General features: G+C 54.2%; 21 protein-coding genes and 1 pseudogene. 17 read left to right on the top strand and 5 right to left on the bottom strand.

The features are described 5' to 3' along the window. Positions 1-1,245 (bottom strand): ABC transporter substrate-binding protein, encoded by a 1,245-nt coding sequence (locus AAAC48_RS03855; protein ID WP_340652903.1) that lies wholly within the window; start codon positions 1,243-1,245, stop codon positions 1-3. Positions 1,246-1,560: 315 nt separating this feature from the next. Here AAAC48_RS03855 and AAAC48_RS03850 point away from each other — a divergent pair, with 315 nt between their 5' ends. Further along, complete coding sequence (locus AAAC48_RS03850; protein WP_340652902.1) at positions 1,561-2,616, top strand: LacI family transcriptional regulator; 1,056 nt, start codon at positions 1,561-1,563, stop codon at positions 2,614-2,616. 7 nt (positions 2,617-2,623) lie between these two features. Here AAAC48_RS03850 and AAAC48_RS03845 read toward each other — a convergent pair whose 3' ends face one another. Beyond that, a complete protein-coding gene (locus AAAC48_RS03845; RefSeq protein WP_340652901.1) occupies positions 2,624-3,478 on the bottom strand; it encodes a DUF296 domain-containing protein in 855 nt (284 codons plus the stop codon). Positions 3,479-3,689: 211 nt separating this feature from the next. Between AAAC48_RS03845 and AAAC48_RS03840 the strand changes: the two genes are divergently transcribed. From AAAC48_RS03840 to AAAC48_RS03780, 13 genes are all read left to right on the top strand, one after another. Then, on the top strand, positions 3,690-4,526 hold the full coding sequence (locus AAAC48_RS03840; protein WP_340652900.1) for an IclR family transcriptional regulator: 837 nt from the start codon (positions 3,690-3,692) through the stop codon (positions 4,524-4,526). A 4-nt stretch (positions 4,527-4,530) separates the two neighbouring features. Next, positions 4,531-6,138 carry an acyl-CoA synthetase gene (locus tag AAAC48_RS03835; protein WP_340652899.1) on the top strand — a complete coding sequence of 536 codons (1,608 nt, stop codon included), beginning with the start codon at positions 4,531-4,533 and terminating at the stop codon, positions 6,136-6,138. A 199-nt stretch (positions 6,139-6,337) separates the two neighbouring features. Then, a complete protein-coding gene (locus tag AAAC48_RS03830) occupies positions 6,338-6,994 on the top strand; it encodes a response regulator transcription factor (protein ID WP_340652898.1) in 657 nt (218 codons plus the stop codon). Continuing rightward, positions 6,991-8,367, top strand: a complete 1,377-nt coding sequence (locus tag AAAC48_RS03825) for an ATP-binding protein (protein WP_340652897.1) — start codon at positions 6,991-6,993, stop codon at positions 8,365-8,367. Before AAAC48_RS03830 ends, AAAC48_RS03825 begins: the two co-directional genes overlap by 4 nt. Before the next feature lie 101 nt (positions 8,368-8,468). Next, positions 8,469-9,152: an MtnX-like HAD-IB family phosphatase gene (locus tag AAAC48_RS03820; RefSeq protein ID WP_340652896.1), complete on the top strand. Its 684-nt coding sequence runs from the start codon at positions 8,469-8,471 to the stop codon at positions 9,150-9,152. A 22-nt stretch (positions 9,153-9,174) separates the two neighbouring features. After that, on the top strand, positions 9,175-10,593 hold the full coding sequence (locus tag AAAC48_RS03815; protein ID WP_340652895.1) for an aminotransferase class III-fold pyridoxal phosphate-dependent enzyme: 1,419 nt from the start codon (positions 9,175-9,177) through the stop codon (positions 10,591-10,593). A 4-nt stretch (positions 10,594-10,597) separates the two neighbouring features. Beyond that, positions 10,598-11,551 carry an arginase gene (locus tag AAAC48_RS03810; protein WP_340652894.1) on the top strand — a complete coding sequence of 318 codons (954 nt, stop codon included), beginning with the start codon at positions 10,598-10,600 and terminating at the stop codon, positions 11,549-11,551. Further along, complete coding sequence (locus AAAC48_RS03805; RefSeq protein ID WP_340652893.1) at positions 11,548-11,904, top strand: permease; 357 nt, start codon at positions 11,548-11,550, stop codon at positions 11,902-11,904. The genes AAAC48_RS03810 and AAAC48_RS03805 overlap by 4 nt, the downstream gene beginning before the upstream one ends. After that, on the top strand, positions 11,901-12,776 hold the full coding sequence (locus AAAC48_RS03800) for a fatty acid desaturase (RefSeq protein WP_340652892.1): 876 nt from the start codon (positions 11,901-11,903) through the stop codon (positions 12,774-12,776). The genes AAAC48_RS03805 and AAAC48_RS03800 overlap by 4 nt, the downstream gene beginning before the upstream one ends. Further along, the gene (locus AAAC48_RS03795) at positions 12,763-13,581 is read left to right on the top strand and encodes an alpha/beta fold hydrolase (RefSeq protein ID WP_340652891.1); all 819 of its coding nucleotides are present in this window, start codon (positions 12,763-12,765) and stop codon (positions 13,579-13,581) included. The genes AAAC48_RS03800 and AAAC48_RS03795 overlap by 14 nt, the downstream gene beginning before the upstream one ends. Then, complete coding sequence (locus tag AAAC48_RS03790; RefSeq protein WP_340652890.1) at positions 13,562-14,737, top strand: peptidogalycan biosysnthesis protein; 1,176 nt, start codon at positions 13,562-13,564, stop codon at positions 14,735-14,737. The genes AAAC48_RS03795 and AAAC48_RS03790 overlap by 20 nt, the downstream gene beginning before the upstream one ends. A 29-nt stretch (positions 14,738-14,766) precedes the next feature. Next, on the top strand, positions 14,767-15,171 hold the full coding sequence (locus tag AAAC48_RS03785; protein WP_340652889.1) for an EamA family transporter: 405 nt from the start codon (positions 14,767-14,769) through the stop codon (positions 15,169-15,171). A gap of 89 nt (positions 15,172-15,260) precedes the next feature. After that, on the top strand, positions 15,261-16,502 hold the full coding sequence (locus AAAC48_RS03780) for a cyclopropane-fatty-acyl-phospholipid synthase family protein (protein ID WP_340652904.1): 1,242 nt from the start codon (positions 15,261-15,263) through the stop codon (positions 16,500-16,502). A gap of 25 nt (positions 16,503-16,527) precedes the next feature. Here AAAC48_RS03780 and AAAC48_RS03775 read toward each other — a convergent pair whose 3' ends face one another. Next, positions 16,528-17,358: a methyltransferase domain-containing protein gene (locus AAAC48_RS03775; protein ID WP_340652888.1), complete on the bottom strand. Its 831-nt coding sequence runs from the start codon at positions 17,356-17,358 to the stop codon at positions 16,528-16,530. A 302-nt stretch (positions 17,359-17,660) separates the two neighbouring features. On the opposite strand from AAAC48_RS03775, the gene AAAC48_RS03770 reads away from it, so the two are divergent. Together AAAC48_RS03770 and AAAC48_RS03765 are read left to right on the top strand one after the other, a co-directional pair. Beyond that, positions 17,661-18,689: an AI-2E family transporter gene (locus AAAC48_RS03770; protein WP_340652887.1), complete on the top strand. Its 1,029-nt coding sequence runs from the start codon at positions 17,661-17,663 to the stop codon at positions 18,687-18,689. A 209-nt stretch (positions 18,690-18,898) separates the two neighbouring features. After that, complete coding sequence (locus AAAC48_RS03765; RefSeq protein ID WP_340652886.1) at positions 18,899-19,771, top strand: DUF930 domain-containing protein; 873 nt, start codon at positions 18,899-18,901, stop codon at positions 19,769-19,771. Between the two features lie 37 nt (positions 19,772-19,808). On the opposite strand, the gene AAAC48_RS03760 is transcribed toward AAAC48_RS03765, so the two are convergent. Continuing rightward, positions 19,809-20,519, bottom strand: coding sequence for a DUF899 family protein (locus tag AAAC48_RS03760; RefSeq protein WP_340652885.1), 711 nt, complete (start codon positions 20,517-20,519; stop codon positions 19,809-19,811). Between the two features lie 415 nt (positions 20,520-20,934). Beyond that, positions 20,935-21,171, bottom strand: a pseudogene (locus tag AAAC48_RS03755) (helix-turn-helix domain-containing protein); the annotation flags it as partial. 282 nt (positions 21,172-21,453) lie between these two features. Between AAAC48_RS03755 and AAAC48_RS03750 the strand changes: the two are divergent. Continuing rightward, positions 21,454-21,841 (top strand): hypothetical protein (locus AAAC48_RS03750; RefSeq protein WP_340652884.1); only part of this gene is annotated, 388 nt, incomplete at its 3' end.

Genomic DNA, 21,841 nt, shown 5'->3' with positions numbered 1-21,841 from the left:
CTATTTGGCTTCGCTGATGATCTCAACGAAGCGCGCTTGGGCATCCTCGATCGTCATGTCCTTGTTGGCGAAGAATTCGGTGTTCAGATCCTCGAGCTGACCTTGCGCATCCGAGGAGAACGCCTGCTCGATTGACGGCAAGACGTTGTTGCCGTCGGCGAGGATCTTGATGCCTTTCTGCATGCAGGCATTGGCCGCTTCCATGTCGATATCGCCGCGAATCGGCAGCGAACCCTTGGCAAGATTGAAGGCGACCTGGGTTTCCTTGGAAACGAGCATGCTGGCGAGCTTCAGCTGCGCGCGGGTTATCTCAGGATTGGCGTTCTTGGGGAAGTAGAAGGCGTCGCCGCCCGTATCAAGGATCGGGTGGACGCCGAGACCCGGCAAGCAGTCATAGTCGGTGCCGGCAACCTTGCCGGCCACGCCGAACTCACCTTGCGCCCAGTCGCCCATGATCTGGCCGCCGGCCTTGCCGGTCAGCACCAGCGAAGTGGCTTCATTCCATTGCCGTCCGACATAGCCCGGATCGGCGAGATCGCGTGCATTGGCGAATTCCTGCCAGATCGCTTTCATTTCCGGACTGGCGGCGGCTTCCTTATCCTTGTCCACCATGATTTTCATGTAGAGGTCCTTGCCGCCGAGCGTTGCCAGCATCACGCGGAAGATGCCGTCGACCTGCCATGCGTCGCCTGTGGCCAGCGGAATAATGCCTTTTTCCTTCAGCTTGGGCGCATCGGCAACGAATTCTTTCCAGTTGGTCGGAACCGCCGCCCCGGCTTCCTTGAAGGCATTGGGGTTGATCCACATCCATTGCCAGGAGTGAATGTTCACAGGGACGCAATAGATCTTGCCCTCATACTTGCAGGCATCGAGCAGCTTCGAGGGACGAATGAAATCCGCCCAGCCCTCTTTTGTGGCGAGCTCGGTCAAGTCGGTCATCAGCCCGGCTTTGACGAGATCTTCGGCGTCGCGACCGGTATTGAGCTGGGTTGCACCCATGGGATTGCCGCCGAGGATACGGCTGACAATGATCGGGCGGGCCGTGGTGCCACTGCCGGCAATAGCGCCGTCGACCCATTTGTCGCCGCCCAGTTTGTCATAGGATTCGGCGAGGACTTTCGCGGCGGCGGCTTCGCCACCGGAGGTCCACCAATGGGTCACTTCGAGATCCGCTGCTCCGGCATGGCCGGCCGTAACGAGCAATGTTGTGGTGGCCAAAGCAGCTAAAACTGAATGGTAACGCATCGTATCCTCCCAAATCTGAAACGTTACAGGTACGCTATTGCAAAGTTTCGCTCGATGCAATTGCCACATGAGACTTTTGTACAATTTTCTAGCAGTGAGTATTCTAATATCGAAAAAAAGACAGGAAATTCAGATGATTAATCAACATTCGATAAATTATTTCATTGATAGCGGGCTATGATATCGGCTAGGATGATATTGCTGGCAGGCGACAGTTGCATCGTATTGACAGTGAAGGATCCGTATTTGCTCGGAAGTTTTGAAACGATACAGAAACGTGCAACACTATCGAAGGATGGCTTGAGTCAGTTGATAATGAAAGCGAAGGAAGGCAACCAAAGGCCGCCAAGAGACGTAGCTGAACTCGCGGAGGGCGAGCGGCCGACGCTGAAGACGATCGCGTTCATGGCCGGTCTTGGCGTAACAACAGTTTCTCGTGCGCTGAAGGATGCACCGGAGATCGGTCAGGCGACTAAGAACCGGGTTCAATTGATCGCCAAGCAAATCGGCTACCGGCCTAATCGCGCCGGCGTGCGTCTGCGCACCGGCAAGACCAATGTCATAAGTCTCGTCCTTAACGCGCAATCCTCGATCATGGGACTGACGTCCAACATGGTCTATGGCATTTCAGAAATCCTGTCGCAGACCCCCTATCATCTAACGGTCACGCCCTATTCGCTGGAAAACGATCCGATGCAACCGATCCGCTACATCGTCGAAACCGGCTCGGCGGACGGGATCATCATGTCACGCACCGAACCCGATGACGCACGCGTCCGCTATCTCACCGAACATGGAATTCCCTTCGCAACGCATGGCCGCACTGAGATGGGCATCGAGCACCCGTTTCACGATTTCGACAACGAGGCCTTCGCCTACCTTTCCGTAAAGAGCTTGCTGGCAAAGGGACGGCGCAAGATCGCCATGCTTGCCGGGCCGACACCGGCGGTCACCTACCACAGGCACCTCGATCGCGGTTTTTCGCGCGCCATTGAGGAGGGCGCGGCCTCTGCCGTTGCCTTTTCCGGCATCGATGTCGATACTTCGCTTGGCCGCATTCGTGACCGGATGGAGGAGATCATGTCTGGATCGAACCGTCCGGATGGCATCGTGTGTTGCAGCGGCGGCGCGGCGATCGCTCTGGTTGCCGGCATCGAAGCAGCAGGGTTGAAGATCGGCGAAGATGTCGATCTTGTCTCGAAGCAATCGACGGATGTGCTGCAATGGTTTCGCCCGCAGATCATCGTGTTCAATGAAGATGTCCGCCATGCCGGGCGCGAGCTGGCGCGGGCCGTGCTGCGCCGGATAGCCGGTGTTGATGCACGGGAATTGCAGAGCCTAAGTTACCCCGACGAACACGAGCTGCGCTGACGGAGAGTCAGGTCTCTTCGAGACAAAGTTCGAATGTGATGCAAACCGGATTGTCTCCGCGCAGGAGAGAGCCGCTGGTGATATTACCCATAGTGTCGACCATGGCAATTTCCAGATGCGTATCGGTAGAGTCAGCCGATACGAATCCATTCGTTACGAAAACCTCGGTGGCGATATCGTCAACAGTTCGACCATCGGCATAACGCGCGCCTATGAGGCTGCCGACACCACCGTGCAAGATCGCCCCGGCATAGCCATGCTTGCGGCAAATCGCTTCAAGGGTTTGCGTGATGTCCTCGTTGGGACCAACGCGGGCGATTACGGTGCGAGGGCCGCGGTATCCGGCGGTCGTTTGAGCTGGCACCGGATGAAATAGTGTGAACGCCGTTTCCTCATCTGGCTCTGACACCATCCGCACTCCTTCCACGCCCCACGCCGTGGCATGTATGGGTTGGCTGATGATTGTCTCATGCGGAAGAATATGGCCGGCGCAACGCCTGCCTGCAGGCTCGGTCCATATCGCATGGCAATGAATGAAAGGTCCTCCGTTGCGCTCGCCGAAGGTGACGTTCCCTTCCTGGAGCAGCATTTCACCAGCTGGCGAAAAAGTCTCGCTGTACCAGGCCGCATGATAGCCATCCGTGGAATGCGCTGGCATCAGGTAATGGAGCGGCGCGAAGGCACCACCTTCAAGGACAAGTGCGGCTGCCCTGATATTGGCGGTGCCGAGCTGACTGGCAACAGCCTCATTAAGGCTCAAGCCAGGTTGCAGCATAAATTGAAACTTGCGTCCGATGCCCTCAAAGCTATCGAAACGCTCTGCAGCGGCGGGGCCAGGCTGCTGCAAGCGTCGGTCAGGCACGGGCAGCCGCCGTAAAACTCCGTTCGTTTCGGATCGGAAACGAGGCTGTGTTGATATCGGCACTGACAATATGGTCCATATTATAGAATGCGATCCTTCACTCCAGTCAAAAAACCTTAAACGAACATTGCATACTTGCAATCGATTTCGCAGCATAGTTTTATAACATGATAGGATGATCCATAATGTGGATCGAATTAGAGCGCGGAACATGGAGCAGAAAGTTTCAACAACGGGTCTTAGCGGCTCCCAGAGCGTCGACAGGGCACTTGGCCTCCTTAGTCTCGTCAGCTATTTCTGCGATCAGGGTGGCGCTCTGAGCGACATCGTCGAGCAAAGCGGCCTCAACAAACCGACAACGCGGAGGCTGTTGCTTGCGCTCATTCGTTCCGGCTTGCTGGAGCAGGATCCTCTGACCCGGCGTTATTATCTCGGTCAGGAAGCCTATGTATTGGGGACACTCGCGGCACGGCGCTATGGCCTTTTACAAATATCGCGCGAAAGCCTCAATTTCCTATCGGCGAAGACGCAGGATACCAGTTTTCTGTCAATACAGCGCGATAATCATGCGGTTTGTCTTCACCGGGAAGAGGGCACTTATCCTATTCGTACCCATGCCCTGCAGGCAGGCTATCGTCATCCCTTAGGCGTTGGGGCTGGATCATTGGCAATTCTTGCCGCAATGCCTGATGATGATATTGAAGCCATCCTTGCAGCCAATGAGATGGAACTTTCGGCTGAATTTCCGGACCTTTCCCCGCCCCAGATCCGTGCCGATATTGCGACCGCGCGAGAGAACGGCTTTGCTCTCAATCCTGGACGTATTCTTGCCAACTCCTGGGGTATTGGCCTCGCTATCCGCTATCCGGACGGAAGGCCAGCCGGCGCGCTGAGTATTGCGGCGATCGATAGCCGTATGCAGCCCATCCGCCAGGCGGAATTGGCGTCCCTGATGCGAACAGAGGCAAGGAAAATCGAGGCGCGATTGGCACATCTTCAACCACTGAACGATCGATCACCCCGTCCTGCTCCTGCAGCCAAGAGGTGAAGCCATGACACACAAGTACCGGTTGGTCATAGAGCCCATGTCGAAGCGGGTGATGAATCTTGCCGGTTTTCTCGCGCAGTCGGCACGCCGCTTTCCGGATGAAGTTGCCTTGGTCTGGGGCGAGAAGTCATGGACCTGGGCAAAGATGGAACGCAGGGTCAGCGCTATGGCTGCAGCTTTGCAAATGGAATTTGGGGTCGTCATGGGTGACCGGATTCTCGTCCAATCGCAAAACTGCAACCAGATGTTCGAATCGATGTTTGCCTGCTTCAAATTGGGCGCGGTCTGGGTTCCGACCAATTTCCGCCAGACGCCTGATGAAGTTGCCTATCTTGCCAAGGCAAGTGGCGCGAAGGGCATGATTTGCAGTCATCTGTTCCCGGACCATGTGGCCGCCTGCCGCGCGGCCAGTCCGGAACTGAAATTCGTCGTCGCCATCGGCACTGCTGAATTCGGCGAAGATTATGACACTATAGTCGGTCGTTTCGATGGCGAAACGGTTTCGATGGCTGGTGTTGAGCATGATGATCCGTGCTGGTTCTTTTTCACGTCCGGAACGACCGGGCGACCGAAGGCAGCCGTGCTCACTCACGGCCAGATGGGATTCGTAATCACCAACCATCTGTGCGATCTGATGCCGGCAACGACGCATCACGATGCTTCGCTTGTGGTTGCGCCCTTGTCGCACGGCGCGGGTATTCACCAACTTGCGCAAGTGGCTCGTGGTGCGAAAACCATCCTATTGCCCACAGAGAAGTTCGATGCTGCCGAGGCTTGGCGTCTTGCTGAGAAGTGGCGGGTAAGCAACATGTTCACCGTGCCGACAATCCTCAAGATGCTGACCGAACATCCTGCTGTCCACGCGCGGGACCATTCTTCGCTGCGGTATGTTATCTATGCCGGCGCGCCCATGTATCGAACAGATCAGGTACATGCGCTGAAAACCCTCGGCCCGGTCATCGTGCAATATTTCGGCCTGGGAGAGGTAACCGGAAATATCACGGTGTTGCCGCCTGCCGAGCATCACATCGAGGATGACGCCGATGCACGCCAAGGCACCTGCGGCTACGCGCGCACGGGTATGCAGATCTCGATCCAGGACGATGCCGGCAATGAGGTAGCGCCGGGAATGACTGGTGAGATTTGCGTCATCGGCCTGGCGGTTTTCGCCGGTTATTACAATAATCCCGAGGCCAATGCCAAAGCCTTCCGCCATGGCTGGTTCCGCACCGGTGATCTTGGTCATATGGATGCCAATGGGTTTCTCTTCATAACCGGGCGGGCATCGGATATGTATATTTCCGGTGGTTCGAACGTCTACCCGCTCGAAATTGAAGAGAAGATACTAACACACCCGGATATCAGTGAAGCAGCAGTGCTCGGGATTCCGGACCCTGTGTGGGGCGAGGTAGGGCTTGCGGTCTGTGTGGCTCGCCCTGGCCGCACGCCGGACGCCGAGGAGATCATGGCTTGGCTCGGCGGTAAGCTGACGCGCTACAAATTGCCGAAGCGCCTTATCTTCTGGCCGGAGATGCCGAAATCCGCCTACGGCAAAACTGCGAAGAAATTGATCCGCGAGGAACTGATCAGGCGCAATGAGCTGGAACCCTGACTTGACGATCAGACACGCATCGACTTGCTGCGTACATCAAGCCAGACCGCGAGAAGAATAACAATATCTTTGAGACCCGTACCCAATTCGAAGTCAGTTTCAGTTGCCCGCAAAAAACCGAAATGCTGTCTTCTAGTTCGTGTTCGCTGATGGGACGACCCACATGCATGCTCGATTTTCCGGAAAGGTGTAGCAACTGATGCGTCTGCTGCTTGTCGAAGATGATGTGATTCTTGGATCATCTTTGAAAAAGGCATTGGAAAAGCACGCCTATGGGGTTGATTGGATGCAAGACGGAGAATCCGCCCTTGCTGCGCTTGAAGATCTGAGTTTTGGGGTCGTAATTCTCGATGTGAATTTGCCAAAGCTCAATGGGATAGAAGTGCTCAAATCGGCGCGCCGCAATAAGAACATGGTGCCAATCCTTTTATTGACTGCACGTGACACGCCTCTTCAGAAGGTGGAAGGGCTCGATAGCGGCGCTGATGATTATCTCATCAAGCCCTTTGATCTGGACGAACTACTGGCGCGGCTCAGAGCTCTGGTTAGAAGACGCGATGGGCGAACCGATATCGTTCTAAAATGCGGAAATATCGAGATTGACCCCGCAGCCATGGTCGTCCGGGATTCCAGTGGTCAAATTGCCATGACCGCCAAGGAGTTTCAATTGCTCAAGCTTCTTATGGAACGTGCTGGCAAATATGTCACCAAGAACGATATTGAATATGCGCTCTACAGTGCGGAAAGCGCGGTGGAAAGTAACACGACTGAGGTGATCATCTACAATTTGCGCAAGAAGCTCGGCAGCGATTTTATAAAGTCGATTCGGGGCGTCGGTTACATGGTCGAGCAATGAGCAAGTCCACCCTGACGCGAAAGCTTTTTTTCAGAATTACACCGACGATACTCATCACAATAGCGATTATTGGCGCATTCGCTTTCCGTAGCGCCACCCGCGAAATCAACAATATCTATGACGCGCAACTGATCAACGACGCTAATGTGCTGTGGACGTTGTTGCAAAGGGAGGTCGAGAAGCCAGGGATTCATCCCTCAAAGCAGATCAATGATATTGACCTTGCAATGGGCAATCAGCTGGCGATGAACGAAGATGCGGATGATTATGCCGAAGCGCATATGTTCCGGGCCTGGAAAGATGGAAAAATCCGTGTCTTCTCTAGTACTGCATTCCCCGAAACAGTTTCGGTGCAGAAGGCCGGCTTCACGAACATCACTTATCAAAGCGAACCCTGGCGGGTTTACGCACTGCCTATTCCGCAGACTGAGATTGTTGTGGAGGTGGGTGAAAAGCTTGCTCTGCGCGATACGCTTGTCTCGAATATCCTGTTCAACCTGTTCTTTCCCCTGCTGATTCTGATGCCGATCATCGCTTTGCTCATTTGGTTCGGCATCAACAGTGGCCTCAGCGCCATCCATGGATTGGTGCGTCAGATCCGCACCCGTTCGCCAGACGATCTCTCGGTCATCCCGATTGATACTCTGCCCCGCGACCTTTCTCCGCTTGGCAGATCAATCAATCAACTTCTAGATAAGCTCGATCGTTCCCTGACAGCGGAAAGACGTTTCGCCGATCACGCGGCTCATCAATTGCGCACACCCCAGGCCGGGCTGAAACTCCTCCTTCAAATGCTCAGTAGTGCCGAAAGTGAAAAGGAGAGGAAGGGCATAATATCCGATCTCGTTACGAGCAACGACAGGGCGATGCATTTGATTGAGCAGTTATTGCGGGCTGCGCGCGTCAGCCACCAGCCAATGCAATTGACAGGGGTCTCCCTCTACAACACCGCCGCGTCAGTTATCGCAGAGCTCGGAAATATTATCACTCAAAAGCAGCTCGACGTGTCTCTTGAAGGAAATGAACAGGCAGAGGTTAACGCAGACGAGCCACTGCTTCGCCTTATGATCAGCAACCTAATCGACAACGCGGTCAAGTATACGCCGTATGGTGGTAGCATTCAGGTTGTGATTGCACCCAAGAATGACAGTTGGTTGTTGTCCATCACCGATAGTGGCCCCGGAATCGCGGCCCAACATCGCGAGATTGTATTTCAACGCTTCTATCGGGCCGATACGCCTGAGGCTGACGGAGCAGGTCTCGGGTTGGCCATCGTTTCGGATATCGTGGAGCGGTTCTCGGCCGACATTGCGCTCAATGTTCCTGACACGGGCAAGGGATTGCGGGTCGACGTGCTCTTGCCCAAGGCATAGGCCTCGCGTCCCCTCGATTTCAGTTTCGCTTCATCCTGGCATAATTTTGCGCTCAGCCACCGCTGTTAGAACCCTCGCACGTTCATACGAGGAGTTTTTGCATGCACGTGTATTGTGATTTCGACGGTACCATTTCAATCGAAGATGCAACCGACTTCATTCTCGCACGGTTGGCTGATCCCGAATGGGAAGTCGTTGAACGGCAATGGCAGGATGGCCTGATTGGCTCGGGTGATTGCATGAGACGTCAAATTGCTTTGCTTCGGGCAAAGCAGCAAGAGCTTGACGAAGTTCTGGAAGACGTCGTCATCGACCCGACCTTTCCTTCCTTTGTTGAATTTTGTGCGAATGAGGGCTTGCCACTCACTATTGTTAGTGACGGCGTGGACTATTTCATAAACCGCATTCTTGCACGGCATCAGCTCGATCATCTTCCGGTTATTGCCAACAAGCTGATTGTCGGTGACTTCGGTGGCCACGCCTCTTATAGGCTATCCTCGCCATACAGCGATCCAGAATGCGTAACAGCCGCGGGTGTATGCAAATGCCGCTCGCTCACCTTGCATGACACATGCGTTTACATCGGTGACGGCCGCTCTGATTTCTGTGTTTCTGACAAGCCGGAATTGGTCTTCGCCAAGGGAAAGTTGGCTGACTACTGCTTTGGTCAGGACATTCCTTTCGTGGCTTACCAAACTTTCAATGATCTCACTTGGAGCCTGAAGAGCTTTATCCCGGCTCTTCAAGGGCACCCGGCGGACATTCTCCGCTACGCGACCGCGTAGATCAACAAACGAGAAGATTTTCATGACAACCAATCTTGCCATCATCCCATCCGAGCCAATTTCGCTGCTGAATTCAGAGAGCGAGTTGCGGCTGCTTGAAGAAAGCTATTGCTCGCACGGCGACACAGTACACTATGCGCAGCAGCCGAGCTTTTTCGAAACATGCGAAGGATCTTACCTCTACAATAGTGAGGGGACGCCGTTTCTGGATTTGCAGATGTGGTATTCGGCCGTCAATTTCGGTTATCGAAATCCGCGCCTTAACGCAGCCGCTCATCGCCAGCTCGATACTCTCCCACAAGTGGCTTCGCAATACCTCCACCGCGAGAAGGTAGAGCTAGCAACTCTCATTGCTCAGGACGCCGAACGAAAGTTCAACAAAAAGGGAAGGGTCCATTTCAACGTCGGCGGGTCACAGGCCATTGAGGACTCGTTGAAACTTGTACGCAATTATACGGGTGGAAAGAGTCTGATGTTCGCATTTGAAGGCGGGTATCATGGACGGACGCTCGGAGCCTCGGCGATCACATCGAGCTATCGCTACCGTCGCCGTTACGGTCACTTCGGCGAACGCGCGCAGTTTGTCGAATTCCCCTATCACTTTCGCGGCCCCAAAGGCATGAGCAAGGAGGAATACGGTTATCATTGTGTGCAAAAATTCGCTCGGCTTTTCGAGAGCGAATACAACGGCGTATGGGATCCGAAGGCGGGCAAGGCTGAGTTTGCTGCCTTTTATGTTGAACCGATCCAGGGAACCGGTGGTTATGTCATACCGCCGATGAGCTTCTTCAGCGAACTGAAGAAAGTGCTCGATCAGCACGGCATTCTGATGGTCGTAGATGAAATTCAGATGGGGGTGTATCGGACCGGCAAGATGTGGTCGATTGAACACTTCGGCGTAAGTCCTGATGTGCTCGTGTTTGGCAAGGCCATCACCAATGGTCTCAATCCGCTTTCCGGCATCTGGGCCAAAGAAGAAATGATCCATCCTGGAATTTTCCCTCCCGGTTCTACCCATTCGACCTTTGCCAACAATCCAATGGGTACTGCTGTGGCACTCGAGACCATGAAAATGCTCGAAGAAGAAGACTTTGGTGCTTCGATTCTGGAGAAGGGCGCGTACTTTCTCGATGGTTTGAAGCAGTTGCAGAGACGTTACCCGATCATCGGTGATGTCGATGGCCTCGGCCTCGCATTGCGTGTCGAGATATGCAAGGAGGATGGCTATACCCCTGATAAGGCCACGATGGATTGGCTTTGCGATGAAGGTATGAAGGGGGATATGCGGGTCGGCACCAGAATGTACGGCCTGGTACTCGACGTGGGCGGTTACCACAAGAATGTCATCACTCTTGCTCCAAACCTTCTGATCACGAAGGACGAAATTGATCTTGCTCTGACCTTGCTGGATCAGCTCTTCACCCGTGCGGCGCAAAGATAGTCCGATGCAACTCCTCCTGCTTCACCTCGATGATGCGCTGGAGTTGCAGCCCTCCTTCATTCGCTCCTGTTTGAACGCGGGAGCTCGCGAGATCCAGGCCGACAATGACGGCAGGGCGATACGGCTATGGGGCAAACGGGATGAGCTTGAGGCATTTGGCACGAAACTATCCCGGAAGATGCTGCGAGGCAGGAAGGATGCGCATCTTTGTTTCATGGGTTCCGGGGATTTCCACCACGTCACAGCACTGCTTCTCGATGTGGCTCTGCAAAAAGATGAGAAGGCGGCCACAGTAATACACTTCGATAATCACCCTGACTGGGTTCACTTCAGTGGTGGCGTGCATTGTGGCTCTTGGATCAACAGCGCTTTGCAGAATTCCAGAGTAAACAAGGTCATTACCGTTGGGGTCTGCAGCAGCGATCTACGAAGGCCGGAATGGAAAGGTGCGAACCTCTCGCTGCTTAGCAATGGGACCCTCGAACTATATCCTTACGACCATCCACCAAGCAGAGTGAAGAAAGAGTACGGCTTCGGTTCAAGTTACAGGCAGGATTCAGGATCCCTGTGGTGGACCACCATAGCGGCCATGGGTGAGCAGAACTTTATCGATTACCTGTTGTCGCGCATCGAAACAGACGCCGTCTATCTAACGATCGACAAGGATGTCATGGTTCGTGAGGATGCAATTACGAACTGGGATCAAGGCAGCATGCGTCTGCCCTATCTCCTGTCCTTGATCACCGAGATTAGCAAACATCACCGGATAATAGGTGCAGACGTTACGGGAGATTACTCAATTCCTGCCTATTCGGGCCGGCTGTGGACCGTGGTAGCGAAGCACGCTGAGATACTGATCGATCAGCCGCGCAGACCCGCTGACCCACACCACACAACCAATATCAACAGTGCGGCCAATCATGCCCTGCTGGAAGTCCTCGCACAGGCAATCACATGACGACCGGCGTGCTCACCCTCCCGATGCTCTCGCTTATTGGTTTCTGCATACTGGCGGAAATGGTTCGCGAGGTCTGTTTTAAACAGGCCGCGAGTGGCTCAACGCTTGGGATGGCGCTCACCAAACCGATGACGTGGTTAGGCATTATTTTCTGGGCAGTTGAGCTCATCGCGTGGATGGTTGTGCTGGAATACGTGCCGCTTTCGATTGCCTTTCCCATGATGGCGTCAAGCTATGTCGTCATTGTGCTGGCCGGAGCCTGTCTCTTCAAGGAGACCATCACCTATCGCCATGCCGCCGGCGTGCTTCTCATCACAGCTGGTGTCACTTGCGTCGGAGTAACGGGATTATGAAACTCTTCGCTCACACAAAATGGGATGCAGCTCCCACCCTTGCAGCAATCGCTCATCTGTCTTTCAACATCTACCTGATTGTCGGCTTCTCAAGCCGGCCACTCTGGCTGTCCGTATTGCTGGGATGCGTGTACGCTGTTTCCATTTCCTGGAATATCAACAGCATCTCACACAATTTCATTCACACGCCATATTTCGGTGCACGACAGTTGAACTACGCCTTCAGCCTTCTGGAATCCATTACGATTGGTTTCTCACAGACCTATTACCATTGGATACATATGCGCCATCATTCGGGCAACAGCGACAGGCCGAACGAGAAGGGCGAAACAATCGATTGGCTGTCGATCTATAGATATGGCCGGAACGGCCAACCTGAAAACGTCTTTAGCTATACCTTCCTGAGCTTCTTCCGCGATAGCCTCGGAGATATCCATAAAGCCATCGCGCGCACTCGCCCTTTCGATGCAAAATGGGGCCGCTTCGAGCTCTACGCTTTTTTCGCACTGGTTGGCCTTGCCCTCGTTTTCGATTGGCGCGCGGTCCTGTTCTTCGCGCCGTTCTATTATCTCGGAAATTGCCTGTCGTCGCTCAACGGTTACTACGAGCACCTGAATGGCGATCCCGAAGAACCAATCGCGTGGGGTGTCAGCAGTCATAATCGTTTCTATAACTGGCTGTGGTTTGGCAACGGCTATCACGCTGAACACCACTATCGTCCGCGCACCCATTGGACAAAGCTTCGCTCTTTCCATGAACAGATAGCAAGTCAGCAAGACGAGGCAGGAGTGCACGTCATTAGCACCTGTCACGCGCTCGGTTTCATGGCGAAGGAAAACAGGGATCTGGAGACCTTGAATGCAGATCGCTGACCCTTTTGGGTTTTTCATGGAAGGCACGAACGGCAGGGGGGTTCTGCTGGTGCATGGGTTGACAGGTGCACCGGCGGAGATGAGGCTTGTCGCGCGGCAACTCCATCGCAAGGGCTATAGCGTCTATGCACCGCTTCTTGCTGGTCACGGAAATGATGCACAGACGCTGCGCAAGACCTCCTGGCAAGATTGGCTTGTAAGCGTTCAACATGCAGCTGACCGCTTGGCCGGTTGCACGAGCGAAGTATTTGCAGCAGGAATCTGCGTTGGGGGAAAACTTGCCATGTTCGCGGCGCATCAGCGGCCGGGAATGATCAAGGCCGTGGCGATCTACTCACCTTGTTTCCGATACGATGGTTGGAACGTTCCCTTCTATTATCCTCTGTTGTCCCCTCATATTGGCTGGCTCGCTCGAGTCCCTTTTTTGGATCGCCTGAACTTCAGCGAAACTTCTGCCCTAGGTATCAAGGATGAGCGGATGCGCCGGATGATGGAGACTATAAGCGGGGAGGGAATTATCGCGAAGTTTCCCGGCAAAGGTCTGGTTGAGATGTACCGTTTGGGAAGGGCGCTCAAACGCGAACTGCCAAAGATGCGAACGCCCACGCTCATTCTTCATGCCAAAGAGGACGATCTGAGCAGCCCATCCCATGCCAGTTACATTAGCAGCCACATTGGTGCGCCAAATGAACTGCGCTGGATCGACGACAGTTATCACATGATCCACCTGGATCGCCAGCACCGGTACGTCGCTGATTTTACGGCTGATTTTTTCGAGGCAAACAATGCTTCAAACCGTTTCTAAGATAGCGCCCAGTGGAACGCCGTTATCCGGCCAAGTCCATCCTGCGCAGACGCGCATTCTCACGTCGATCCGGGATGTCGGCAAGCAAGCCTGGGATACCTGCTTCAAGGGCGAGGTCGAAGCCTACGATTATCTTCTCGCAGTTGAAGAGGCTGGCATTGAAGGATTCACCTGGTGTTATGTCACCATCGTTGAGAACGGGCTGACGATCGCGGCAATGCCGGCGTTTGTTACAGACTACCGACTTGAGACGACGCTGGAGGAGGGGCGATTGCGTCGTCTCATTCAGCTTGCAAGGCGATATTTCCCAAGCCTCTTGATATTGAAACTCGCATGCCTCGGTTCTCCTTGTACCGAGACGGGCATGCCTGGCTTTCATCCTAGCGTTCCGCCGGAGCGCAAGTCCGACTTAATGACGCAGATTCTTACCGGGATCGAGCGTTATGCAGACAGTCTGGGTTGTTCGTTGCGGGGCGCGAAAGATGTTCCGCAGAATTGCGCGCTAGCGTTCGAACGCGTGTTTGAAGCGCAGGGTTTTGCGGCACTCCCCGGTCTTCCCACAGCTTGGCTCGATGTCGACTTTGCTTCAACGGAGAGCTACCTGGAACGATTGTCCGCGGCAACACGCAAAGACATGCGCCGGAAGATGAAAGCCATTGATCGTATCCGGATTGAAACGCGAACTGATTTCGCTGAGCTCTTGCCGCGTGTCATGGCTCTTTACAATGATACGCGAAACCGCAGCGAATGGCAGTTCGAAGCGCTTACCGCGGAGTACTTTGCGGGTATTCTCAAGCATATGCCTGAAAAATCTTTCTGCACCCTCTACTATGCTGGAGAAAAGCTGTTGGCAGCTAACCTCCTGGTGCATGACGACTATACGCTGATCGACAAGTTCTTTTGTATGGATGGCGAGGAAGGGCGCAACTATAATCTTTATTTTCTTAGCTGGTTCACCAACCTGCGCTATTGTCTGACCCATCGCCTGGGTCGTTATCAGAGCGGGCAAGCCTATTATGAAAACAAGCTTCGTCTTGGCAGCCGCCTGACCGCCAACACAATGTATTTCAAGCATCGAAACAGGGGCATTCAGTGGCTGCTGCGGATGATGTCGCCCCTATTCGCGGTCGATGAAACTGAAGGAAAATCGCCGTGACGAAGCGTTTCCTATGGCCTGGAATTCCCTTGCTCAATACGCTTTTTCAGATCTTCATCAAACTGGCGGCGGAGCACGCACAGGGCTTCGGATCCATCAATGAGTGGCTTGCGCGGGTGATGACTGCACCATGGATGCTTGCTGCGATAGCCACCGAGATCATGTGCTTCATCCTCTGGATGCAGGTGCTATCCGAACTCGATCTGAGCAAGGCGTTCCCGCTATCCGCAATCAGTTATGTTTTGGTGCTAGCCTCAAGTTGGCTTCTGTTCGGCGAAGAGATCAGCGCACTTCGATTGCTTGGAAGTGCGCTGATACTTGGCGGCGTCTGGTTGATCGGGACGGCGTCACTGCAAAAAGTGAAGCAAGAAGGCAAATCTCGTCAAATTGATCTGGTAACGCGTTCCCATAATGCGAGCTCGCCCTTAACGTGACCCGACACCTCCACATTTCCGGCGCAGGCGGTACCTCTAACGGTAGTTCCGACCGGCTGAAATTCGGCGACAGGGCATTGCAGGCTGCGTTGGGCCGCATCGTAACCAAGGGCTGCCTCAATGTCACAACTGCCAGAGGTGCACGGTTGTCCTTTGGGGATGAAACAGGCGCATTGGTTGCGGTCCGATTCACCGACAACCGTGCGCAATGGGCCTTCCTGGTTGACGCCGATATGAGGCTTGGTGAGCTCTATATGGATGGCCGTTTTATCGTCGAACGCGGAACCATTTATGATTTTATCGCGCTGATATTGCGTGAAGCGCAAAACCACACGCACCCTTTGGCCGCGCGCATGATCGACTCGGTGCGTGCCAGATTCCGAAAATGGCGGTTGCCAAATCTTAAAGGTCGATCGAAGCGCAATGTTGCCCACCACTATGATCTTGATGGGCGACTGTACCAGCTTTTCCTTGACGGTGACCGCCAATATTCATGCGCCTATTTCGAGCATCCACACCAATCGCTGGAGGACGCTCAACTGTCAAAGAAGCGTCATTTGGCTGCCAAACTCCTTCTTGAGCCCCATCACCGCGTCCTCGACATTGGATGTGGGTGGGGAGGACTCGCGCGGCATCTTGCTGCACGCGTGACCCAGGGCGAGGTGTTGGGCACCACTTTGTCAGAAGAACAGCTGACTTATGCCAGAGGACTCCACAAGCATGATGAAATCGGGCGTGTCGTATTCGAATTGCAGGATTATCGCGGTCTGAGCGGATGTTTCGACCGAATTGTGTCTGTCGGCATGTTCGAACATGTCGGTGCAGCGTCGTATGGCACTTTCTTCAAGACCTGCGCGAAATTGCTCGATGATAGTGGAGTGATGGTCCTGCACACTATTGGTTGTTCAGCCACGCCCGGCTTCACGACGCCTTGGCTGGACAAGTATATTTTTCCTGGCGGCTATATCCCCTCGCTATCAGAGATCATTCCCCAGATCGAGAAGGCTGGCCTAATTGTCACGGATGTGGAAATCTTGAGATTGCACTATGCGTGGACGCTGAAAATCTGGCGTGATCGTTTCATGGCCAGGCGGCAAGAGGCAGCAACGCTTTATGACGAGCGTTTTTGCAGAATGTGGGAATTCTATCTCGCGGCCGCCGAAGCCGCATTCCGCTACGAAGACCTAGTCGTTTTCCAAATTCAGATTGCAAAGCGCAATGATAGTGTTCCCGTCACACGGAACTATATTCGTGATGATGAGCAGCAAGCCGGAAGAGACATAGCAGCGCTGTTTGGCGGCCGGGCCGCATTCAAACCCAATATGGAGTAATCGGTCCCCCGACTGACCCACTCGGTTAAGAACCGTTCTTTTGTCCGGTTGCAACGTTCATTACGATTTTGCTCAGGATCGTTCCGTCCGTTGCGGCTGCCTTAACCTTGGCCTCGAATTCCAGTCGAATTTGATCAAGCGCTTTTGACGGAAGCCGGGCCAGTTTGTGCCATGCCGGATGTGCGATGGATTTGTTCCATACGGCCAGTGCATCGCCGAGGTCCATTTCATGCTCTTGCATGAGTTCTTCGCTGATCTCCATCACCTCGAATCCTGACCGTTCGAGAAGGTTTCGGCATTTCTCTTCTGTATTGGCCAATGTTGCATAGGGCAGGGCAATACCGTGACCGATGGCAATTTCGGCAATTGCGGTGTTTATGCCGAATGGCTCGCCCGGCGCGTCGAAACTCACGATACCGCCGGGTTTCAGCCACCTGCGCCACGTCTTGAGTGCTTTCGTCGGATTTGAGAGGAGAACAAAGGCCGAGGAACACAGGATCCTGTCGAAAGCGGAATCTCCGAGTTCGATCGTCTCGGCGTCCCCCTGAATAAACTCTATATTTGTCAGACCCTCCAAGCCAGCTTTGAAATGTGCCTGTGTGAGCATTTCCGAAGAGATATCTATGGCAACGACCGACCCTTCACCACCGATCAGTTTGGCTGCCTGCAATGTCAGCCGCCCGGTTCCTGTTCCGATATCCAGCACCGAGAGCCCACGTTCCAGCCTGGCATGCTTGATAATAACGAATGCGAGCTTCGGATGGATCGCGTCCTGATCGTATGTTTCGCTCCGGCGATCAAAATAATCGGCTGTCAGACCTTTGATATCGGGATGGTTTTCTGTCTCTTCACGCATAGCAGAAAACCGGCGCTGCTCCAGACACAAGGATCATAAACACATTGGCTCGTCTTCCACGGCGGTTGCTGGGATCAATCGATTTCAGGCGAATGCACAACGCATCTGACAAGAGTCTGGTCACCTTTCCCCGCCACAGTACAGCTGACATTCGATAGACGGGCTTTGTAGTTAAACTCCGCTAAGAAGAGTCTGTTCCGGAATGTGTTGGCAAGATCCTCTGTTGGCCTGACCATGCAGTCGATTATTGCACTACTTCCGCTTGCATCACATCCAGTTTCAAGGCTAGGAAGGACAAGATTATGCTCCTTTTAGGTGCCAACTTGCTTATCGCCACCCGGCTCACTGCTGCGTCGTATATATTGTCGTTCATCGCGCTCGTCGCTGTTCTTGAACTCGGCCTGCTTTCGGCGCTGCTTTCAGGTCTGCTTGTCTATAATCTCGTGCATCTTGCGGCTCCAGTCCTCGGCAAGCTTGGGGTTTCCAGCAATTTGGCCAAGACAGTCGCGTTGGCTTTGCTGGCACTGATTTTCATACTCTTCATTGCCGCTGCGGTCGTCAGCGGTTTAGCTCTGCTGACAGATGGATCGGAGGGCATCGCATCCCTCTTTAAAAAGATGGCGGAAATCATCGACACGGCGCAGGTTCACCTGCCGAGCTGGGCACGGGACTATTTTCCGTCAAACCTTGAAGAGCTGGAGTCGCTTGCGGCGAAGTGGCTGCGGGAGCACGCAGGTCAACTCCAGCTTGTTGGCAGGGATATCGGCGTCCTGCTGGTTCGTATTATCGTTGGCATGGTGATCGGCGGGATGATCGCATTGAGTTCAGTTTCGCCAACGCGTGAACCTGGGCCTCTTGCGACGATCCTCACCGAGCGCGTCGAGCGCGTTAGCGATGCGTTTCGGAATATTGTTTTCTCGCAGCTCAGAATATCGGCGCTGAACACGCTTTTCACCGCGATTTATCTTATTGTCATTCTGCCATTTTTTGGCGTTGACCTTCCGCTTGTGAAAACTCTGATCGCGGTGACGTTTATTGCTGGTCTGCTTCCGGTCATTGGCAATCTGATATCCAATACGATCATAGTGGTCGTTGCGTTGAGCGTTTCCCTTGTTGCGGCATTGGGTTCACTGGTCTTTCTCGTCGTCATTCATAAACTTGAGTATTTCATGAATGCGAAAATTATTGGTTCCAGGATCAAATCGAGCTCCTGGGAACTTTTGCTTGCCATGGTGGTCCTGGAGGCGTGGTACGGCATATCCGGTCTTATCGCCGCGCCGATCTATTACGCATACCTGAAAGATGAGCTTAAACAACGTGGGCTGATTTAAACGTCCCCTAGGACAAAATATTGCTGCTGACCTACTACTCACACGTGTTGGGCCAAATTCTGGCACAAAGCCGTTGAGGGATAAGGCGCGGTCGTTAAGAAACTTATGCCGATCAGGACATGGTCTCTTGCTTGATGTCAGGTTAGTCTCGCCAACAGTGGACCCCGATCAAATCGCCATCAGCTAAATGTGGTCCGATATTTTGAGCAATGCAGCAGTTTGCTAGGAAGCAATGGAACGAGATTGGATGGGGCGTACTGGCGTCGGTCGTTTTGCATCTGTCATTTGCTTGTTTGCTGCTTGTCCAACTGTCTGCCGGGCTGCCGCGACCACCAGAAGAGCAGAGTATCAAGGTTGACCTTGTTTCACCGTCACCACCCAAGCCCGTGGAAAAGGCGCAAAGCCAACCTGAGCAGCATCCTACGCAAGCATTCGAGTCTGCCGCAGCGCAATCAGAGCAGAAAGTGACTGAACCGCAACTGCCAGCAGCAGGTCACGAAGGGTTACAAGAGCCTTCGCCGCCGCCCGAAAGTTCCCGGCCGGCGCACCCGAATGCAGAAACGATCCCGCGCGAAGCGCCATATCAGATAACGCAGGTGCCGTCGAACCCAGCGCTCCCGGAGGTTGGTACCACTGCCCGACTTGATGAAACGAAGCCGCAGCAGACTGCGAAACCTGCGGAGGCAAGACCAAAACAACGATCGCGTGAACTTGATCGTGCGCGAGATATTTTCTCGCCAAAGTCGATATTTGATCCGAGGGTGATGCAAGCCATTGGCAACCTGCCGCGGACAGGGCGAATTCGTCAGCTTTGCAATATTGAAGCTCTGGAGCAGATTCGCAGGCAAAGACCGGGCTCTTTTCCGGACATCCTTGTTCCCCCTGTCCCTTCAGGCGGGATCGTTACGAATGACACCATGAACGCAAAGGGGGCAGCCTTCCGCAGCAGATCGAATTGGTACAACGTAGATTTCAAATGCCAAGTCGACGCCGACGCAACCAAAGTCGTTTCATTCCGCTTTGCTGTTGGAGGCGCCGTTCCGAGAAACGAATGGGGCGCGCGCCGGCTGCCGTTGGATTAGCCAATTTCGAGTGGCGAACGACCGAACGCGCGCCTCTTCATTCCGTGGTCTCATAATCCAGTTTCGGATACCAGTTTGTCCCACGGCCCTCGGGGGTGGTATCGAGGATTGTCCAAATCGGCATGAGGTCCGGTGCTCCCCGCGGATCTTGACCGGGGTCCGAGGTGGATGGACCCATCTCGCCGCTCCAGAAATGGCGGATAGTGCCGTCACGGCGGGTGAAAACGTTAAAGGCCGGGACGTCGGCGTCATCGGCGCTAACGTAGTCCCGCGTGAAGCTTCCGCTCGTGTCTGAATAGAGCTTGAGATTCTTCCAACCACGCTCATGCTTGAAGGCAATGAGCCGCTCGATCGGTGACCGCGCAATTACCACCAAGCCAATGCGCTGTTCAACGTCACGGGCCTCCCCGTCCCAGGCGCTCAGCAGTGAGGTGCACATGGGGCACGGTCGCTTGCGCTCAGGACCAAACATGTAGCTGTAGGCCGCAAGTGTCTGTTTGTTGCCGAACATCTCAGCGAAAGCGACGGGCCCATCCTCGCTCTCAAATCTGTACTCCTTGGTCACTTCGCCGCCTGGCGGTAGCGCCCTCCGCAACGCGGCAACTCGCTCGATATGACGTCTCAGCTCAATCTCTTCAGCAAGCAGCGCATCACGCGCCTCCCGATATTCGTTACTCTCATTTGGAAAGCGAACCCCGTTGCGCTTTACCAGTTCTGCCGCAGGCGTAAGTGGGTTAATGCTATTCATTGCCTTCCTCCATTTGTTGAGCTGCATACGCTTTGGCATCTCACGCCGAAGTTTGAGGGTATTTAAGTTGATATCAACATATTTCTCATTTGGCAAACGTCATGGCGGACGGATGGTTCCATTGCGATTACTCTTGGTGGGTGGTATGCCCGCTAGGGGCAACGTAACGTTCACTGGCGACCTCGAGAACAGCAGGACCGTCGATACGAACCGCCAGTGAGATACGCCTAAACCAGCCCGACCTGATCCTGGCTTTTATTTTCGCGCCTTTTTGTGCTTCAAGGGGATTATGGCTCCGGCGAGGGCGCCACGCACCTGAGCCGAAGCCGACAAACCGTGCACTTTTGTTGTCGCGTATAATCAGAGCGAATTAAAAAACGTGCTCAGGCGATCCATGGCCTGCTCTAGCCGCTCATAACTTGCGCAGCTTGCGCCGGCGCTCAAGGGCTATGTCGTTGGCGGTGACGCAATAATAGCCGTTGAGGTCCGGCATCTGCGGATCCTCGAGGGCATTGCGCTTGAGCTCACGGAAAATCATCGAGCGGTGGCGTCCGAGTCTGGCGGCCATGAGTTCGATACTGATGCCGGCCACCCGCCAGCGGGCGATCTTGCGGTGTTCATTCAAATCGATCTGGGAGTAGCTGCGTTTCATGAGCCATTCCTTGCGAGCGATAAGCCATTGTTATCTCTCGCAAGTCGCAGCTCATCCTTGAACCCACGCTCGCTAAGCTTTTCAAGAGGGAAGCTGGCTGATCTCCCATTCTCCGAAGAGTTTTGGCAGTGAATGTTCCGTGCGCTTGAATTCGCAGGGGCAGGATCTCGATCGATAGCAAACTCCAAAGCGGCAGCTGATTGGTAATTGAGAGAGCAGGAAACGACAAGACCCGATGACAATCGTCAAGTATTGTCCAGACCAAATGAGGGGAGACTTACGGTGCCGGACATGTCGCGTGACCCGCCAAGCAAGAAATCAGATTCGACTGATGAGTCGTTGCCGCCGGTGAGCATCGTGCCGATCGAACCAAGTGCGGATGCGGTCAAAATGGCCGGCGGCTCATCCGCAGGACACGCGCCGGCGATGACAGGCCCTGCTCAACAGCCAGCAAATCGTCCATTGTCGAGTAACGAGGCCCCGCGACCCGCCGACCTGTCCGCGATACGACCGGCTGCGGCTAGCGACCAACTCGCTTCGGATTTCGGCGGCAGGCAGGCGGATGTCAGCGGAGAGGCACGCCTTGAAGGTCTCAAAGCTCCGGACCGAAGCGCTCAAGCGAAACAAGCTGAATTGCCGCAACCGGATCTTCGCGCGCCGACACCAGTCC

This window comes from Phyllobacterium sp. (genome assembly GCF_037994405.1).
GTDB lineage: Bacteria > Pseudomonadota > Alphaproteobacteria > Rhizobiales > Rhizobiaceae > Phyllobacterium.
Note: the sequence above shows the minus strand (reverse complement) of the source record. Positions and strands in the feature narration are given on the sequence as shown.

Excerpts from the sequence above, each read along its gene's own strand:
- AAAC48_RS03855 (WP_340652903.1), bottom strand. The coding sequence starts at position 1,245 with ATGCGTTACCATTCAGTTTTAGCTGCTTTGGCCACCACAACATTGCTC.
- AAAC48_RS03850 (WP_340652902.1), top strand. The coding sequence starts at position 1,561 with ATGAAAGCGAAGGAAGGCAACCAAAGGCCGCCAAGAGACGTAGCTGAA.
- AAAC48_RS03840 (WP_340652900.1), top strand. The coding sequence starts at position 3,690 with ATGGAGCAGAAAGTTTCAACAACGGGTCTTAGCGGCTCCCAGAGCGTC.
- AAAC48_RS03835 (WP_340652899.1), top strand. The coding sequence starts at position 4,531 with ATGACACACAAGTACCGGTTGGTCATAGAGCCCATGTCGAAGCGGGTG.
- AAAC48_RS03830 (WP_340652898.1), top strand. The coding sequence starts at position 6,338 with ATGCGTCTGCTGCTTGTCGAAGATGATGTGATTCTTGGATCATCTTTG.
- AAAC48_RS03825 (WP_340652897.1), top strand. The coding sequence starts at position 6,991 with ATGAGCAAGTCCACCCTGACGCGAAAGCTTTTTTTCAGAATTACACCG.
- AAAC48_RS03820 (WP_340652896.1), top strand. The coding sequence starts at position 8,469 with ATGCACGTGTATTGTGATTTCGACGGTACCATTTCAATCGAAGATGCA.
- AAAC48_RS03815 (WP_340652895.1), top strand. The coding sequence starts at position 9,175 with ATGACAACCAATCTTGCCATCATCCCATCCGAGCCAATTTCGCTGCTG.
- AAAC48_RS03810 (WP_340652894.1), top strand. The coding sequence starts at position 10,598 with ATGCAACTCCTCCTGCTTCACCTCGATGATGCGCTGGAGTTGCAGCCC.
- AAAC48_RS03805 (WP_340652893.1), top strand. The coding sequence starts at position 11,548 with ATGACGACCGGCGTGCTCACCCTCCCGATGCTCTCGCTTATTGGTTTC.
- AAAC48_RS03800 (WP_340652892.1), top strand. The coding sequence starts at position 11,901 with ATGAAACTCTTCGCTCACACAAAATGGGATGCAGCTCCCACCCTTGCA.
- AAAC48_RS03795 (WP_340652891.1), top strand. The coding sequence starts at position 12,763 with ATGCAGATCGCTGACCCTTTTGGGTTTTTCATGGAAGGCACGAACGGC.
- AAAC48_RS03790 (WP_340652890.1), top strand. The coding sequence starts at position 13,562 with ATGCTTCAAACCGTTTCTAAGATAGCGCCCAGTGGAACGCCGTTATCC.
- AAAC48_RS03775 (WP_340652888.1), bottom strand. The coding sequence starts at position 17,358 with ATGCGTGAAGAGACAGAAAACCATCCCGATATCAAAGGTCTGACAGCC.
- AAAC48_RS03770 (WP_340652887.1), top strand. The coding sequence starts at position 17,661 with ATGCTCCTTTTAGGTGCCAACTTGCTTATCGCCACCCGGCTCACTGCT.
- AAAC48_RS03765 (WP_340652886.1), top strand. The coding sequence starts at position 18,899 with ATGCAGCAGTTTGCTAGGAAGCAATGGAACGAGATTGGATGGGGCGTA.
- AAAC48_RS03760 (WP_340652885.1), bottom strand. The coding sequence starts at position 20,519 with ATGAATAGCATTAACCCACTTACGCCTGCGGCAGAACTGGTAAAGCGC.